Source organism: Pantoea sp. GCM10028869 (assembly GCF_042666835.1).
GTDB classification, from domain to species: Bacteria; Pseudomonadota; Gammaproteobacteria; order Enterobacterales; family Enterobacteriaceae; genus Pantoea; species Pantoea leporis.
The window spans coordinates 544,279-561,197 of record NZ_JBHTGO010000001.1; the positions used below are offsets into that span (position 1 = coordinate 544,279).

The 16,919-nt window shown below is 56.0% G+C and carries 10 protein-coding genes; 5 read left to right on the forward strand and 5 right to left on the reverse strand.

Annotated features, from left to right (window positions below; genetic code table 11):
* Positions 1–133: 133 nt before the first annotated feature.
* Positions 134–2,836 (reverse strand): HTH-type transcriptional regulator MalT, encoded by a 2,703-nt coding sequence (malT, locus tag ACFQW4_RS02555; RefSeq protein WP_101761292.1) that lies wholly within the window; start codon positions 2,834–2,836, stop codon positions 134–136.
* A gap of 274 nt (positions 2,837–3,110) precedes the next feature.
* On the opposite strand from malT, the gene malP reads away from it, so the two are divergent.
* Positions 3,111–5,504 (forward strand): maltodextrin phosphorylase, encoded by a 2,394-nt coding sequence (gene malP / locus ACFQW4_RS02560; protein ID WP_377723583.1) that lies wholly within the window; start codon positions 3,111–3,113, stop codon positions 5,502–5,504.
* Positions 5,501–7,543 carry a 4-alpha-glucanotransferase gene (gene malQ, locus ACFQW4_RS02565; RefSeq protein WP_377723585.1) on the forward strand — a complete coding sequence of 681 codons (2,043 nt, stop codon included), beginning with the start codon at positions 5,501–5,503 and terminating at the stop codon, positions 7,541–7,543. The genes malP and malQ overlap by 4 nt, the downstream gene beginning before the upstream one ends.
* A 540-nt stretch (positions 7,544–8,083) precedes the next feature.
* Here malQ and malM read toward each other — a convergent pair.
* The 3 genes from malM to malK all read right to left on the reverse strand — a co-directional run bounded on the left by malM (position 8,084) and on the right by malK (position 11,556).
* Positions 8,084–9,007, reverse strand: coding sequence for a maltose operon protein MalM (gene malM, locus ACFQW4_RS02570; RefSeq protein ID WP_377723587.1), 924 nt, complete (start codon positions 9,005–9,007; stop codon positions 8,084–8,086).
* Positions 9,008–9,103: 96 nt separating this feature from the next.
* A complete protein-coding gene (locus ACFQW4_RS02575; RefSeq protein ID WP_377723589.1) occupies positions 9,104–10,405 on the reverse strand; it encodes a maltoporin in 1,302 nt (433 codons plus the stop codon).
* A gap of 41 nt (positions 10,406–10,446) precedes the next feature.
* Entirely contained in the window at positions 10,447–11,556 is a 1,110-nt protein-coding gene (malK, locus tag ACFQW4_RS02580) for a maltose/maltodextrin ABC transporter ATP-binding protein MalK (RefSeq protein ID WP_101761287.1), read from the reverse strand.
* A gap of 363 nt (positions 11,557–11,919) precedes the next feature.
* On the opposite strand from malK, the gene malE reads away from it, so the two are divergent.
* The 3 genes from malE to malG are packed head-to-tail and all read left to right on the forward strand — an operon-like array spanning position 11,920 to position 15,591.
* Positions 11,920–13,110, forward strand: a complete 1,191-nt coding sequence (gene malE, locus ACFQW4_RS02585; protein WP_110867144.1) for a maltose/maltodextrin ABC transporter substrate-binding protein MalE — start codon at positions 11,920–11,922, stop codon at positions 13,108–13,110.
* 60 nt (positions 13,111–13,170) lie between these two features.
* A complete protein-coding gene (malF, locus tag ACFQW4_RS02590; protein ID WP_377723592.1) occupies positions 13,171–14,691 on the forward strand; it encodes a maltose ABC transporter permease MalF in 1,521 nt (506 codons plus the stop codon).
* Positions 14,692–14,700: 9 nt separating this feature from the next.
* The gene (malG, locus tag ACFQW4_RS02595) at positions 14,701–15,591 is read left to right on the forward strand and encodes a maltose ABC transporter permease MalG (protein WP_008110659.1); all 891 of its coding nucleotides are present in this window, start codon (positions 14,701–14,703) and stop codon (positions 15,589–15,591) included.
* A 662-nt stretch (positions 15,592–16,253) separates the two neighbouring features.
* Here malG and ACFQW4_RS02600 read toward each other — a convergent pair.
* The gene (locus tag ACFQW4_RS02600) at positions 16,254–16,919 is read right to left on the reverse strand and encodes a hypothetical protein (protein WP_377723594.1); all 666 of its coding nucleotides are present in this window, start codon (positions 16,917–16,919) and stop codon (positions 16,254–16,256) included.

Consider the following 16,919-nt stretch of genomic DNA (forward strand, 5'->3'; position numbering starts at 1 on the left):
CATTGTAGCGGCGCAATTTATTGCGCGATAAATCGCGCCACTACGGAAGGTGCGGCGATTTGATTCAGCGCTTAACTGATCGGTATTACGTCATTAGAGTTGACCGATTAACACGTATTTCACCGCTGCTCCGTTACACATACCCCATCATCCGCAGCATCGACTGCGCCTGATTCATCGCTTCCGCGCGGTGCGTTACGCCCAATTTTTGGTACAGATTGCGGATATGCGTTTTGATGGTGGTAGCAGCGACATCCAGCTCGCCAGCAATTTGGTCGTTGCTGTATCCCGAATAGATCAGCCCCAAAACCTGCCATTCACGTTGGGTTAGCGGGCTGGTGCGGATCAGCTCCGGCACATCGGGATGATTAATCAGGCGGCTAACAAAGCCCTCGTCAAAATGGGCAAACTTATGGCGATGATATTTATTAATCTCGCTGAGAATGCGTCTGGCGCGATGATTATCGAGTTCATCCAGCGTGTTGAGCTGAATCAGCTGACGCAGCTGCTGCGCCATCGCTTCACCTTCAATCACAAAATGGCTGACGAAACCGGTGCTACGCGCCAGTTTTAATGCTTCGGTCAGCGCCTGCTGCGCTTCCGCTTTGCGCTGGGTTTGCCAGTAAATCTGATTTAACAGCAGCAGATTGCGATTCATATCGCTCATCAGGTTGAGCGCGCGCGCATTGTCATTCAGCTCATCGAGCACCACTTCGGCCTGGCTCATATTTCCCAGCAGAATCTGCGCGCGCGCGACATTGCGCCACTGCCCTTGCAGGAAGTGATTGTTGGCAAATTCCGGTTTCACCGTCTGGCGCATCCAGCTGCTGGCGCTTTGGCTGTCGCCGGTCATCTGCCAAAAAATCACCCGCACTTTATCGGCATTGGCGATCCAGTCGCTGTGCAGCGATCCGTTGTTAAGCAGATTCTCCAGCCGACTCAGGTGGCTGCGGGCATTATCGAGATTGCCGCGCGCCAGCGAACACTGCACCAGCAAACCGAGGCACTGAATCTGCTGCTGCGGCTGATAGCCTTTCAGCACTTTTATCCCTTCGCGCGCCGCCTGTTCTGCTTCGTCGAGTCGGCCCCACGCCCACAACAGTTGCGCGCGAATTCGCAGCAGGAATTCATGCATCGGGAACTGCGTCAGATGCTGCTCTTTCACCAGCACAAATGCCCGCTCCTGTATCTCATATGCGGACTGTAAAAACCCCTGCGCAAAGAGAATCTCACTCTGCTGAATCAGACTCCACAACGCGTAATTCCACGCTTCCTCGCGGCGCGCCATCTGCTCGGTCTGGCGCATCAGCTTCAGCGAACTGCTCAGCTCGCCTTTGCAGTGCATCACTTCGCCCAATACCGACGTCGCCACGATGCAGCTGTATTGACGGCTTTCCGGCAGCGCATCGAGCGCCAGCAACGCCAGCCGCTCGGCTTCTTCGGCGTTACCATCATTTATCGAAACCTGCGCCAGCAGCGCGTTGAATTCGCCGCGCAGCACATCATCAATCTGTTCGCTGCAGGAGTGCTCAAAGCGCGTCAGCAAACTGCTCACCTCGGAAAACCGGTGCTGGCTTTGCATCAGCCACGCCTGTAACAGCACTAACTTTGGATTTTCCAGCAGAATTTCCCACGGCAGCGCCTTGAGAGAATCTTCCAGTAGCGTGAGTTCGCTCTGATTAAACAGCGTCCAGGCGTATTGCAGCAGCACGTCGCGCAGCATCAACGCATCACCAGCCGCCAGCGCATGATGGATCGCTTCGCCAGGGAAACCCAGCCGCATCCAGCTTTCAGCCGCCGCGCGATGCAGCGCAGGCAGTTCCGCCGCCAGTTCCCACTGACAGCGCTGACGCAAAAAACTGCCAAACAGCGGATGATAGCTAAACCACTCGCCCGAGTTATCCATGCGCTGCAAAAACAGGCCCTGACGTTCAATCTCTTCCAGCCGCATCTGCCCTTGTTCTTCGCCGGTTACGCAGGCGATCAGCGTATCGTTCATCGATCGCAGCAGCGCGCTTTTCAGTAAGAAATGTCGTGTGGCGCTATCCACGTTATTCAGCACCTCCTCAACCAGATAATCCGCCAGATGGCTGGCGTTAATGCCGGAAAGACGGCGCGCGGAATCCTGAGCGGAGCTCGCGCCCTGACGCGTCGAGAGCGCGATCAGCTGCAGCGCCGTCGCCCAACCCGCCACGTCATCGCACAGACGCCCGCTCTCTTCCGATTCCAGCGGCGTTGTCAGGCGGCAATCAAAAAACTGTTTGGCTTCGTGATGGGTAAACGCCAGCTGCTGGCTGCCTAACTCAATCAGCTGTTCGCGCACGCGCAGGTTGGCAATGCCGAGCTGCGGCAAATTACGTGACAGCAAAATCAGCGTCACATTTTCCGGCTGATTGCGGAGAAAGAAGCGCATCGCGTCGTGAATCGCGGGATTAGTGATGTGATGGTAATCATCGATGATCAGCCAAATCGGTTGCTGCCACGCCGCCAGCTCACTGAACAACTGGGCGAATAGCGCGTTCAGATTGATGTACTGCCGTTTCTGCGCCAGCGCTTCGCTGGAGGCGCAGCCGCCCTGCGTTGCCTGCTGCAGCGCTGCGATGAGGTAATCGACGAAGCGTTCAGGCTGATTGTCGCCCTCATCCAGTGAATACCAGCCCAGATTGGCTTTCCCCGCCGCCCATTGGGAGATCAGCGTGGTTTTGCCATATCCCGCCGGACTGGTCACCAACACCAAACGGTAATTGCCCGCCGCGCCGAGTTTTTGCATCAGGCGCTCGCGCGCAACCGTGTTCTCAAGGCGGACCGGTCGGCTAAGTTTGGAGGGTATTAACATCGGTAAACGCTTCTCCCTAAACGTGGCGCATCATTATTTTACGCTTCGTAATTAATAGTCACATACGTTCAGATATTCGTTTACCTAATGCAAGCTAACCCATTAAGCAGTCTTAACAAAAGCGACGGTTATCACATTCCTGTCACACTTTAAGATTTCCCTCAGCCTCTCCTCCCCGCTCATCCTCCCCGCTGAATTTGGTGCAGGAGGAGGAGCGCGTCATGGCTGACGCGCAGAATGAAGCACATTCACCTCCGCCCTGACAGGACTGATTATGAAATTTGATCGCACCCGTTTTAAACACGCGCTAACCCGACAATGGCAGCGTTTTGGTCTGCACGATGCGCAAGAGATGACGCCAAACCAATGGTGGCAGGCGCTGAGTGGCGCACTGGCCGACATGCTGGCGGAGATGCCTGCGCCACCAGCGGCCACGCCGCAGCGTCACGTTAACTACATCTCGATGGAGTTTTTGATTGGCCGACTGACCGGCAACAATCTGCTCAACCTTGGCTGGTATGACGAGGTGAACGAGGCGCTGGCCGAGTGGAATATCACGCTGAGCGACGTGGAAGCGTGTGAAACCGATCCGGCGCTGGGCAACGGCGGTTTGGGCCGGCTCGCCGCCTGTTTTCTCGATTCAATGGCGACCGTGGGACAACCCGCCACCGGCTACGGACTCAATTATCAGTATGGCCTGTTCCGCCAGCACTTTGTTGATGGTGCGCAACAGGAGATGCCGGATGACTGGCAGCGCGACAGCTATCCGTGGTTTAACCATAACGCGGCGTTAACTGTGCCGGTGCATCTCGGCGGCAAAGTCATCACGCACAATGGCGTTGCGCGCTGGGAGCCGGCGGTGCAAATTCTCGGCGAAGCCTGGGATCTGCCGGTGGTCGGTTATCAGAATGGCGTCACTCAGCCGCTGCGCTTGTGGCAGGCGAAACATGCGCAGCCGTTTAATCTGCAGCGCTTCAATAACGGGGATTTTCTGCGCGCCGAGCAGCCGGGCATTGAAGCTGAAAAACTCACTAAAGTGCTCTACCCCAACGACAATCACGACAACGGCAAAAAGCTGCGCCTGATGCAGCAGTATTTCCAGTGCGCTTGCTCGCTGGCGGATATTCTGCGCCGTCATCAGCGCGCCGGCCGTAGCATTGCCAGCTTGCCGGATCATGAAGTGATTCAGCTCAACGATACCCATCCCACGCTGGCGATCCCCGAGCTGATGCGCCTGCTGTTGGATGAACACGCGCTGAGCTGGGACGAGGCGTGGCACATTACCCAGCGCACCTTTGCGTACACCAATCACACCTTGATGCCTGAAGCGCTGGAGTGCTGGGATGTGCGCATGGTGCGCGCCCTGCTGCCGCGCCATATGCTGATCGTTAACCAACTCAATGCCCAATTGAAAAAGCAGGTTGAAGCGCGCTGGCCGGGCGACGAAGTGACCTGGGCGAAACTGGCGCTGGTTCACAATAACCAACTGCGCATGGCCAATCTCTGCGTCACCAGCGGCTTTGCGGTAAACGGTGTGGCGGCGCTGCACTCGCAGCTTGTGGTAAAAAATCTGTTCCCGGAATATCACGCGCTGTGGCCGGAGAAATTTCACAACGTCACCAACGGCATAACGCCGCGCCGCTGGATTAATCAGTGCAATCCGGCGCTGGCGGCGTTGATCAGCCAAACCCTTGATCAGCCGTGGCTCACCGATCTCGATCAGCTGAAAGTGTTAGAAACCTACGCCGAACACGCCGCATTCCAGGCGCAGTATCGCGCCATCAAGCAGCAGAACAAGGTTGCGCTGACGCAATGGATCGCAGAACGCACCGGCATCCAGGTGAATCCTGAGGCGATGTTTGATGTACAGATCAAGCGCCTGCACGAGTACAAGCGTCAGCATCTGGCGTTGCTGCACATTATCGCGCTGTGGCAAACGCTGGTGAGCGATCCGCAGGCCAACCTGACGCCGCGCGTGGTGCTGTTTGGTGCCAAGGCCGCGCCGGGTTATGTGCTGGCTAAAAACATCATCTACGCGATTAACAAAGTGGCGGCCACCATCAACAACGACCCGCGCATTGGCGATCGCCTGAAAGTGGTGTTTGTGCCTGATTACAACGTTACGGTTGCCGAGCGCCTGATTCCGGCGGCGGATCTCTCCGAGCAGATTTCTACCGCTGGCAAAGAGGCATCCGGCACCGGCAACATGAAGCTGGCGCTGAACGGCGCCTTAACCATCGGCACGCTGGATGGCGCCAATGTGGAGATCGCTGAGCAGGTTGGGCGCGACAATATCTTTATCTTTGGTCATACCGTTGATCAGGTCAGCGCATTGCAAGTAGAAGGTTACTCGCCTGACGCGTGGCGCAAAAAAGATGCGCAGCTGGATCGGGTATTGAAAGCGTTAGAAGACGGCACCTTTAGCGACGGCGACGTCACCGCGTTCGAGCCGCTGCTGCACAGCCTGAGCGCCAAAGGCGGCGATCCTTATCTGGTGCTGGCCGATTTTCGTCACTACCTCAACGCGCAGGCGCAGGCAGAAACCTTGTGGGCCGATCAGCATGGCTGGACGCGCGCCGCGATTCTCAACACCGCGCGCTGCGGCATGTTCAGCGCCGATCGCGCCATCCGCGACTATCAGCAACGCATCTGGCAGGCCGCGCGATGAACAGCACCATGATGCCAACCGCCGAAATCGCCAGCGAATACATCGACGCGCACGGCCAGCTGCAATCGGTTTCTGCCGTTACCCGCCAGCGTTTGCTGGCGGCGATGCATCCCGCGCAACCGCACGCTTCGCCGCTGCCGCCGGTATTGATCGTTCAGGGAGAACAGGCGGAGATTGTGCTGCCTGCGCCCGGCATAACAGGCGAATGGCAGCTGATCGCGGAACAGGGCGAACGCTGGCAAGGTCGCGCAATCGCCAACCGGCCGATCGCTTTGCCTGCGCTGCCTTTGGGTTATCACCAGCTCAGCTTTAGCGTCCAGCAACAGGCATTTCACTGCCGGGTTATTGTCGCGCCCGTGCGCTGTTACGAGCCGCCAGCCATCCAGCAAGGGCAATCGCTGTGGGGCGCCTGCATTCAGCTGTATACCTTGCGGTCGGCGTCCAACTGGGGAATCGGCGATTTCAGCGACTTAAAGCAGATGCTGGTTGAGGTTGCGCAGCGCGGTGGTGCCTGCATTGGCTTGAATCCACTGCATGCGCTGTTCCCGGCAACGCCGGAAAGCGCCAGTCCGTACAGCCCTTCGTCGCGGCGCTGGCTCAACATGCTGTATATCGATGTCGCCGCCGTTGAGGATTTTACGCTGAGTGAAGAAGCGCAACGATGGTGGCAGGCGACCAGCACGCAGCAGGCGCTACGGGTGGCGCGGGACGCTGAATGGGTTGATTATTCAGCGGTTACTCACCTCAAGCTGGAGGCGCTGCGCCTTGCCTGGCAGCAGTTCAGGCAGCGCGGTGCGGATGATGGCCTGGTTGTCGCCTTTGAATGTTTTATGCAGCAAGGCGGTGAAAGTCTGCTGCATCAGGGCGTGTTTGATGCGCTGCACGCCGCGCAGATCGCCGAAGACCCTCAGCGTTACGACTGGACAACCTGGCCTGCGGCGTTGCAGTCGCCCGAGAGCGCAGCGGTGCGGGCATTCCGCATCGAACACACCTATGACGTGCGCTTTTATCTGTGGCTGCAATGGCTGGCCGCGCGCCAGTTTGCTGATTGCTGGGCGGTGTGCCAGCAGCAGGCGATGCCGATTGGCTTATACCGCGATTTGGCCGTGGGCGTGGCGCAGGGCGGCGCGGAAACCTGGAGCGATCGCGAGCTTTACTGCTTGCAGGCCAGCGTCGGCGCGCCGCCGGATATCCTCGGCCCGCTGGGCCAGAACTGGGGATTGCCGCCGATGGATCCGCAGATTATGCAGGCGCGCGCCTACCAGCCGTGGATTGATCTGCTGCGCGCCAACATGCACGACTGCGGCGCGCTGCGCATCGATCACGTGATGGCGCTGCTGCGACTGTGGTGGATCCCGCAGGGCGAAAGCGCGGCCGAAGGCGCGTATGTGCATTATCCCATCGACGATCTGCTGGCGATTCTGGCGCTGGAGAGCCAGCGTCATCACTGCATGGTGATTGGTGAGGATTTGGGTACGGTGCCGGAGAAGATCATCGGCAAGCTCTACCACGCGGGCGTTTACTCCTACAAAGTGCTCTATTTTGAGCAGACGTCCAAAGTGGCCTTTCGCGCCCCCGCCCGCTGGCCACGTCAGGCGATGGCGGTCGCCACCACCCACGATATGCCGACCCTGCGCGGCTGGTGGCAAAGCGATGATTTACGGCTGGGCAGCGAGTTGGGGCTTTATCCTGATAAGCAAATTCTTGCCGGGCTGAATAAGTCACGCTTAGCCGCGCGCCGCGCCCTGATTAGGAGCCTGCAACGCAGCAATTGCTTGCCCGAACAGGCCGAACCGCAGGTGATGGATCGCGCGTTAAGTGCGGCGATGCAGCGTTATCTGGCCGACAGCAATAGCGCGCTGCTGGGCCTGCAACCTGAAGAGTGGCTGGATATGGCTTCCCCGGTGAATATTCCCGGCACCACCCGCCAATATCCCAACTGGCGCCGCAAACTCAGCGCTTCGCTGGAGGCGATGTTTAACGACCCGCAGATCAATGCGTTGTTGGCGGATATCGATCAACGGAGGCGTAATGCTTAGTCGCTATTGGTTGCCTTGCATGGTTGCAGGCCGGGGTCACTTTCGGTCCGGCAGCCTTCGCGCCGCATGCGCGGTACCTTCACTTCACTCGTCTGCCTGACGGACCGGCGGAGACGGGACTTCCCTGTCCCGGCTCCGCCTTTCGCCCGCGTCCTGCGGGCTCTCCTGGCTTCCTCGCTTCGTTCAGCGCTGCGGATCGCCTGCCCGAAAGTGACCCCGGCCTGCCAATGAGCTCGAGTGCCTGCTGTTAATGGGCACATTGCTAGCAGCACTGGCGTATCTGCTTCGGCATAAGGGCTATCCGCAGCGCTGAGGCTTTTACGTTGAGCCAGGAGACTCACGCATGGATGCGTGAGGAAGTTCGGGGCCGGCCAGGAAGGCCGATCCCCGAATGGTCCGTCGGCACGACGTGAAAGCTGAAGGCACCGCGCTAGCGGCGCGAGGACGGCCCGTGACGAAGCAGATACGCCAGTGCCCACTCCTGAAAAAAAGGTGCGCCGAAGCGCACCAGATGGGACAAATCAGCACTGCCGGGGCGGATTACCCCTTGCCTTTAACACTGCTGATAAACACCTGTCTGGCCGACGTGGAGCCTAAACGCTCGGCCTCATCCAGCAGCTTCAACGCCTTATCGATATTGCCCTTCTCAACGGCTTCGCGGATGTTGTGATTAAAGTAACCTTCGGTATCCGTCATGATCGGTTTAGGTTTTGCATCCGAAACCGGGGCAGCACGATAAGTCGCCGGCGCAACCGGCTGCGTATTGCCCACCGTTACCGGCGCAGGACTCGATGATCCAAACAGCGGTCCAACCAAAATGGATGAACCTGAACTGGTTTTCACTTTGAGTTTCAAGGTGCCATCGCGGCTGTGCTGCGCAATCGGATCGGGGATATCCGGCACCGCATTGCCGGTACCGCGGGCGTAGGCTTTCGCCGGATCCAATAACGTGGTGGTTTCGGTCAAATCCTTCTCGGTGGTGAATACCAGCAGATAAATCTTTTGTTGACCCAGCGCAGGCGTCAGTTTCATCACACCTTCCAGCCGATCCGCCGCCATCACGCCCGGCTGCTGATAGGTGAAAAAGCGCGCCGGGAACCAGGCCGCCGGACGCATGTTCTCATCCAGCACCAGCACATTCGGTGCGAACACCTGATTTTGTTTCACTTCACTGCTCAGCGTAATGGTGAGTTCACCGATATTGGCTGGCAAGCTGTAGGCCGCCACCGAACCCGTCACGCCCGCTGCATTCAGATTGCTGTGGCTCTCGCTCAGCGTAGTGACCTGCGTGCGGGAGGTATCGACCGGCAGCCAGCTCAGCGTTTGCAGGCTGGCGGCAGGGAATGTGGGCGCGGCAGAGAGATCCTGTGGCACCAGATTGACATCCGCGAGCGCCGGTAAACTTTGACCGGCCAGCAGCGCGGCGCTCAGGCAGAGCGCAAAAACCGTTTTTTTCATTCTCATTGTATAACCTCAAAAACTGTCAGGCGGCGGCGCGAACCAGGCAATGGCGCGCCGCGCCGAAAAGAGATTGTCTCAGTTAAGCCACATGCGGGTGCATTACCACCAAATCTCCATCTGCGCCCCGAATGTCACCTCATCGTCGTTGCCACGGCTGTTGGTCAGAATGCCGTTGCCGCTGCTGTCATTAGAAGCAAAGGAGGTCAAATCACCTGAGCTGTCTTTGCTGTAGCCCCATTTCTCATTCCACTTGGCGTAGGTCGCGAACAGACGCAGTGCCGGACGCGACCAGATGCTGTCGCCCGCCTGCCACTGTTGCGCCAGCGTCACTTTGTACTGGCCGTTGCGCTCGTTCACCTGCTGCGACTTCACGTTGTCATAGCCCACTTCAAGCAGCGTGCTCATGATCGGCGTCCATTTGTACATGGGGCGCACGCCCACGGTGTACCACTCGGTACCACGGTTGTTATCGAGATCGGTGTTCTGGTACATGGCGACATACATCAGATCCCAGCGATCGGCGAGGCTGATCGCACCGTGATCGAGTACGCGATACATGCTGCCGCTGTTGTTGATGTTGGTGCCCTGCGGCAGCCCTTTGCCCTGCGACGTCAACGCATCGGTGGCGTACTGCAGCACGAATTTGTTGTAACCCTTCAGCATGCTCTGCGTATGTTCGGCGGTGAACATCCAGCCATCTTTGGAGGCGTTATCTTCCAGGCGATAACCGTCACGCGCGTTGGCGCGGCCATAATCGACGCCCAGTTCCAGCACGCCGTTCGGGTTGGTTTCAAGACCTGCCAGGCGCACATCAAACACGTCGTTGGCGGTGCTGGTGGCGTAATCACGGATCTGATCGCTGGAGAAGGTGTAAGAACCGCCCGCTTCGGAGGAGCGCGTGGCGGCAAAAGAGAGTTTGCCGAAGCCGAGATCGACATCTTCCAGACCGGCACCGGGACCGGAAATATCCCAGTAGTAGAAGTCGATCATATGCACGTCATGACGCTGGTAGAAACGCTTACCGGCCCAGATGGTGGAACCCGGCAGCGCGTCGATCAGGTTTTTGCCCTTGACGTTGGCTTCGCGGAACGCGGGCGAGGTCGCTTCCCAGTCATTCTGCTGAGAAACCGAATAGGCGACGTTGGTATCGAAGTAGAAGCTCTTATCGCCCTCTTTCCACACTTCCTGGCCCAGCTTCAGCTCAGCGTAGGTTTCACATTCGTTGCCCAGACGGTATTTACTTTGAGCGCCGGTGGCCTGAAAACATTGCTGTTCCCCGCCGCTGCCGGTCCAGCCGATGCCGGAACGGGCATAGCCGGTAAAATCGACTGCCATCGACGGGGCAGCGAGCGTGCCTGCCGCGATAGCAACCGCGATAGGGAGTTTGCGCAGAGTTAACATTTTCTATCTCCTGAGGTCATTGCTTTTATTGTTTTGCAGGGCTAAACACCGGGTTCCTGATGGAGCCGGCGACAGGCGCTGCCATCTTCACGGAAAAGATGGCAACGCTCTGGCGGCAGGCCGATGCCCATCAGGGCGCCCTCTTCTACCAGCACGACGTCCTCCTGGCGGTAAACCAGGCTTTGACGAATGGCGGGAATCTGGATGTGAATTTGCGTTTCGTGTCCCAGCTGCTCCACAACCGTCACCTCGCCTTCGAGGGTGACGTCAGCGATATCGCTGGAGAGCAGATGTTCGGGACGAATGCCTAACGACATGTTGCTGCCCACCTGCACACCGGCGCTGTCGACCGGCAGCCACACCAGCTGGGTATTGGGTAAACGCACCTGAACCTGATCGATGGCGGTGGCGGTGACTTTTACCGGTAAGAAATTCATGCGCGGTGAGCCAATAAAACCGGCGACGAAACGATTGGCGGGATAGTGATACAGCTCGAGCGGCTTGCCGACCTGGGCAACGTGGCCGCCATCCAGCACCACGATCTTATCGGCCAGCGTCATCGCTTCGGTCTGATCGTGGGTGACGTAAATCATGGTGCGCTTCAAACGCTTATGCAGGCGTGAGATCTCGATGCGCATCTGCACGCGCAGCGCCGCGTCAAGGTTGGAGAGCGGCTCATCGAGTAAAAACACCCGCGGTTCCGCCACCAGCGTTCGGCCAATCGCCACGCGCTGACGCTGACCACCCGACAACGCTTTCGGACGGCGATCCAGCAAATGCGCCAGCTGCAGCACTTCCGCTACCTGATTGACCCGCTGCTGAATCTCCGCTTTGCGCGTGCCGGCCAACTTCAGGCCGAACGACATGTTCTCAGCCACCGAAAGGTGGGGATACAACGCGTAGGACTGAAACACCATGCCGATGCCGCGCTCGGCGGGCGGCACCTCATTCATGCGTTTGTCGCCAATAAACAGATCGCCGCTGGTGATGGTTTCCAGACCGGCAATCATGCGCAGCAGCGTCGATTTGCCGCAGCCTGAAGGTCCGACAAAAACCACGAACTCGCCTTCAGCGATCTCAAGGCTGATGTTTTTCGACACCTCGGTTTCGCCCCACACCTTGGAGACACTGCGCAACGTAACGCTCGACATGATGCTTTCCTCTCAGCTTGCTATTCCTTGTCCGCAAGTCGGCGGACAGACCCCGGCGACCACTATGGGCAAGGAGATAACCGCCGACATCCTCCACCGCACGGCGTCTGCGTGGGGGAGGAGACGGGAGGAGGAGATCTTGCAGACCTGTCTGATAAAACGCGGCAGGCAACCATTTTTGTGAGCTATGACGCAGAGCAGAGCGACGATTGTGTGCGCCAGCCCGGGATAACCGGGTGGTTTTGCAACGCAGATCACATCAGGTGATAAGCAGGCGTAGAGCCGGGGAGGATGAGAAGCGGCGGCAGATACTCACAATGTGGCAGGTAAAACGATTTCCGTTTCCGCTAACAGGATGGAGTTATGACAATGAAAACCGGTGCACGCATTCTTGCCCTTTCCGCCCTGACGGCCGTGCTGTTTTCAGCCTCTGCCGTTGCAAAGATTGAAGAGGGAAAGCTGGTCATCTGGATCAACGGCGACAAGGGCTACAACGGCCTGGCTGAAGTGGGTAAAAAGTTTGAGCAGGAGACCGGCATCAAGGTGACGGTTGAGCATCCGGACAAAATGGAAGAGAAGTATCCGCAGGTGGCCGCCACTGGCGACGGCCCGGACATCATCTTCTGGGCGCACGATCGCTTTGGCGGTTATGCGCAGTCAGGCTTGTTAGCAGAGATTTCGCCGGACGCGCGCTTCCAGGAGAAAATCTTCCCCTTCACCTGGGACGCGGTGCGCTTCAACGGCAAGCTGATCGGTTATCCGATTTCGGTTGAATCCTTGTCACTCATCTACAACAAAGATCTGCTGCCTGAGCCGCCAAAAAGCTGGGAAGAGATCGCCGCCATTGATAAAAAAATGCGCGCGCAGGGCAAGAGCGCCATGATGTTTAACCTGCAGGAGCCGTACTTCACCTGGCCGCTGCTGGCGGCGGGCGGCGCTTATGCCTTTAAGCTCAACGATGGTCGCTACGACGTGAAAGATACCGGCGTGGATAACGCAGGGGCAAAAGCGGGCATGAGCTTCCTTGTTGATCAGGTGAAGGCCAAAACGCTGAATGCCGATACCGATTACTCCATCGCTGAAGCCGCCTTTAACAAGGGGCAAACCGCCATGACCATTAACGGGCCGTGGGCGTGGAGCAACATCGACAAGAGCAAAATCAACTACGGCGTCACGCTGCTGCCTACGCTGCATGGCAAAAACTCCAAAACCTTCGTCGGCGTGCTGAGTGCCGGCATCAACGCCGCCAGCCCGAATAAAGAGCTGGCCAAAGAGTTCCTGGAAAATTACCTGCTGACCGATTCTGGTCTTGATGCGGTCAACAAAGACAAACCGCTCGGCGCGGTGGCGCTGAAATCGTTCCAGCAGACGCTGGAAAAAGATGAGCGCATTGCCGCCACCATGACCAACGCGCGCAACGGCGACATCATGCCGAACATTCCGCAAATGGCTGCCTTCTGGTACGCGATGCGCACCGCCACGCTGAATGCGTTGAGCGGACGTCAAAGCGTTGATGCGGCGCTGAAAGATGCGCAGGCACGACTCAACAAGTAATCCTCTCTACCAGAGCCGGCGCAATCCGGCTCGTTACTGGCTGTTAAGGAAAACCGCATCATGTCAGGAAAACCGAAAACAGCACGGTTCAGCGCCGTGCTGAAAGCTCTTTTTCTCGGTATCTGCTGTCTGCTGGTCGGCTATCTGCTCGTGCTGATGTATGCAAAAGGTGAATATCTGTTTGCGCTGGTGACGCTGATTATCAGCGCCGTCGGCATCTGGATTTATGCCAATCGTCGCGCTTACGCCTGGCGCTATGTCTATCCCGGACTCGCCGGTATGGCGCTGTTCGTGCTGTTTCCCCTCGCCTGTACCGTGGCGATTGCCTTTACCAACTACAGCAGCACCAACCAATTGACGCTGGAACGTGCACAACAGGTGTTGCTGAGCCGTCAGTATCAGGATGGTTCGGCGCTGAACTTCTCGCTGATCCCGGCGGGTGATCGCTGGCAGCTGGTGCTGACCGAAGCCGCCAACGGGCAAACCTTCGTCTCGCCGACGTTTGCCTTTGGCGGATCGCAAAAACTGAAACTCACCAGCGCCCCGCCACCGCCGGGCGAACGCGCCACGCTGCGCATCGTCACCACCAATCGTCAGGCGCTGAACCAGATTCAGGCCGAACTGCCGGATGGTCGTCTGGTGGTGATGAGCTCGCTGCGTCAGTTCTCCGGTACGCGGCCATTGTATGTGCTGCAAGCCAACGGCGATCTGAAAAATCAGCAAAGCGGCGCACTATATCAGGCCAATCGTGAAAGCGGTTTTTATCAGAACACGAGCGGCGAAGCGCTGAGTCCGGGCTTTACGGTGAATACCGGCTGGAAGAATTTCATTCGTGTGTTTACCGATGAAGGGATTCAAAAACCGTTTCTGGCGATCTTTGGCTGGACGCTGCTGTTTTCGTTTGTGACGGTAATTCTCACCGTGGCGGTCGGCATGGTGCTGGCTTGCTTAGTGCAGTGGGAAGCGCTGAAAGGCAAAGCGGTATATCGCGTGATGCTGATTTTGCCTTACGCCGTGCCGGCGTTTATCTCGATATTGATCTTCAAAGGCTTATTCAACCAGAGCTTCGGTGAAATCAACGTGATGCTGAAAGCCTTGTTTGGCTTTCAGCCCGCGTGGTTCAGCGATCCGACGCTGGCGCGCACCATGCTGGTCATCGTGAATACCTGGCTGGGTTATCCCTACATGATGATTCTCTGCATGGGGCTGCTGAAAGCGATTCCGGACGATCTCTACGAAGCCTCGGCGATGGACGGTGCCGGGCCGCTGCAGAACTTCTTCCTGATTACCCTGCCGCTGCTGTTGAAGCCGCTGATGCCGCTAATGATCGCCAGCTTTGCCTTTAACTTTAATAACTTCGTGCTGGTGCAGCTGCTGACCAACGGCGGACCGGATCGTATCGGCACTACCACGCCAGCGGGTTACACCGATTTGCTGGTCAATTACACCTGGCGCATTGCGTTTGAAGGTGGCGGCGGACAGGACTTTGGTCTGGCGGCGGCGATTGCCACGCTGATCTTCCTACTGGTAGGCGCGCTGGCGGTAATCAATCTTAAAGCCGTGCGGATGAAATTCGATTAAGGAGGCGTTATGGCTATGGTGCAACCCAAATCGCAAAAGCTGCGTCTGTTGATGACGCATCTGCTGCTGCTGATGTTTATTGCGGGAATCCTGTTTCCGCTGCTGATGGTGTTCGCTATCTCACTGCGCGCCGGTAACTTCGCCACCGGCTCGCTGATCCCTGAGCAGATTTCCTGGGAACACTGGCAGCTGGCGTTAGGTTTCAGCGTGGAGCACGCCGATGGCCGCGTGACGCCGCCGCCCTTCCCGGTGCTGCTGTGGTTGTGGAACTCGGTGAAAATCGCCGCCATCAGCGCGATTGGCATTGTGGCGCTTTCTACCACCTGCGCGTATGCCTTTGCGCGCATGCGTTTTGCCGGGCGCGCCACGCTGCTAAAAGGCATGCTGATTTTCCAGATGTTCCCGGCCGTGCTGTCGCTGGTGGCGCTCTATGCGCTGTTTGATCGCCTGGGACAATATCTGCCGTTTATCGGCCTGAATACGCATGGCGGCGTGATCTTTGCCTATCTCGGCGGCATCGCTCTTCACGTCTGGACCATTAAAGGCTATTTCGAAACCATCGATGGATCGCTGGAAGAAGCCGCCGCGCTGGATGGCGCCACGCCGTGGCAGGCGTTCCGGCTGGTGCTGTTGCCGCTCTCGGTGCCGATTCTGGCGGTGGTGTTTATTCTGGCGTTTATTGCTGCGGTTACTGAAGTGCCGGTCGCCTCGCTGCTGCTGCGTGATGTGAACAGCTACACGCTGGCAGTCGGCATGCAGCAATATCTCAACCCGCAAAACTATCTGTGGGGCGACTTTGCCGCGGCGGCGGTGCTCTCTGCAATTCCGATTACGCTGGTGTTCCTGCTGGCCCAACGCTGGCTAGTTAGCGGCCTAACGGCTGGTGGCGTGAAAGGCTAACCCGTTTATTATCCTCCTTCCTCAATGTTCACTGCAGTTGAGGGTTTTGGCGGCCTTAGGGCCGCTTTTTTTATGGGTGTGGGGTTATTGATTGAGGCGCAGGATTGCGTTTATGGGTGCGGCTTCGTACATGCATTACTCTCGTATCTCTGATGGTATTAAAGAGTTCTTTAATAAGAGTGATGCCTACTGAAGTAATTTTTATTATCGCTGGGATTATTGGAAATCCAGCTTTATGGGAAGAACAAAATGAATGTTAATGGGTGCGGTATAAATTACTTTGATGTCTTACTTATCTTTTGCGATCTCAATCGAGGAAGATAATGTGGCTTGGAAAAACTTAAATGATTAAATTTAAATTTTCACAAAAAGCTCTCAAGAATCATTATGTTAAATAGCGTAATTACATACACATCCATACTGCGCAGTCAAATAACAATTACTTATCTCAACCTCAATTATTAAGATTGAACCTATAAAATGTTATTAATAGGTGGGTTTTTAAGGGTGAATCATCTTTCTAAAAGATTAACCTTTGATCAACTTCCAACCATTATTTATGCTCATGCTTATTGATTATATTCATTGCGAAAAGAATGCACGAGGGAAAAATCAGGAAATAATCGCCACGTTTATTGAAATGATTATGCGGCGATTTTTTATTATTTTATGAATCTATTCACTTTTTCATAAATTTCTTCGGAAATATCTTCGATGCTCCTTAATATACCATTATCAAGGCATTCAATTGTATTCCAGTAGTCAGATTCCATTGCCAACTCTTTGTAAACAACAGCTACTTTAGAAAGGTAATTGTCATCCTCTTCATGTAAGTCCTTGTTTTTACTGGTGTAGTTTCTTGCTTCTTTTTTTAGTACCAATTCAGATGATGTGGAAACATCTAAGTTTAACAGTATGCATACATCTGGCTTTGGGAGACCATATACATGGTACTCTAAATGTTCTATCCATTTTTTTAATATCTCCCTATCTTCATCGTAAAGCTTTGCAGTCTGATGAGCGATATTTGAAGCAACATATCTGTCAATTACCAATATTTTGTTATTAGAAGACTTTTCAATTATTTCATGTTTTTTTTCAAAGCGATCTCCTGCATAAAGTAGTGATGAAAATTTTGCAGGAACTTCGCTTAAACTTCCAAATTTGCCATTTAAATAGTTAGCTACTTCTTGACCAAAAAAAGTTGATTCGTAGCATGGGAATCCCATTTTAGAAGCATCAAACCCTTCATTTATTAATTTAGATAACAGAACTTCAGTTTGTGTGTTTTTTCCACTACCATCAATTCCTTCAATCGCAATTATCAT

Coding starts and splice junctions, on each gene's coding strand:
- malT (WP_101761292.1), bottom strand. CDS start 2,836: ATGTTAATACCCTCCAAACTTAGCCGACCGGTCCGCCTTGAGAACACG.
- malP (WP_377723583.1), top strand. CDS start 3,111: ATGAAATTTGATCGCACCCGTTTTAAACACGCGCTAACCCGACAATGG.
- malQ (WP_377723585.1), top strand. CDS start 5,501: ATGAACAGCACCATGATGCCAACCGCCGAAATCGCCAGCGAATACATC.
- malM (WP_377723587.1), bottom strand. CDS start 9,007: ATGAGAATGAAAAAAACGGTTTTTGCGCTCTGCCTGAGCGCCGCGCTG.
- ACFQW4_RS02575 (WP_377723589.1), bottom strand. CDS start 10,405: ATGTTAACTCTGCGCAAACTCCCTATCGCGGTTGCTATCGCGGCAGGC.
- malK (WP_101761287.1), bottom strand. CDS start 11,556: ATGTCGAGCGTTACGTTGCGCAGTGTCTCCAAGGTGTGGGGCGAAACC.
- malE (WP_110867144.1), top strand. CDS start 11,920: ATGACAATGAAAACCGGTGCACGCATTCTTGCCCTTTCCGCCCTGACG.
- malF (WP_377723592.1), top strand. CDS start 13,171: ATGTCAGGAAAACCGAAAACAGCACGGTTCAGCGCCGTGCTGAAAGCT.
- malG (WP_008110659.1), top strand. CDS start 14,701: ATGGCTATGGTGCAACCCAAATCGCAAAAGCTGCGTCTGTTGATGACG.
- ACFQW4_RS02600 (WP_377723594.1), bottom strand. CDS start 16,919: ATGATAATTGCGATTGAAGGAATTGATGGTAGTGGAAAAAACACACAA.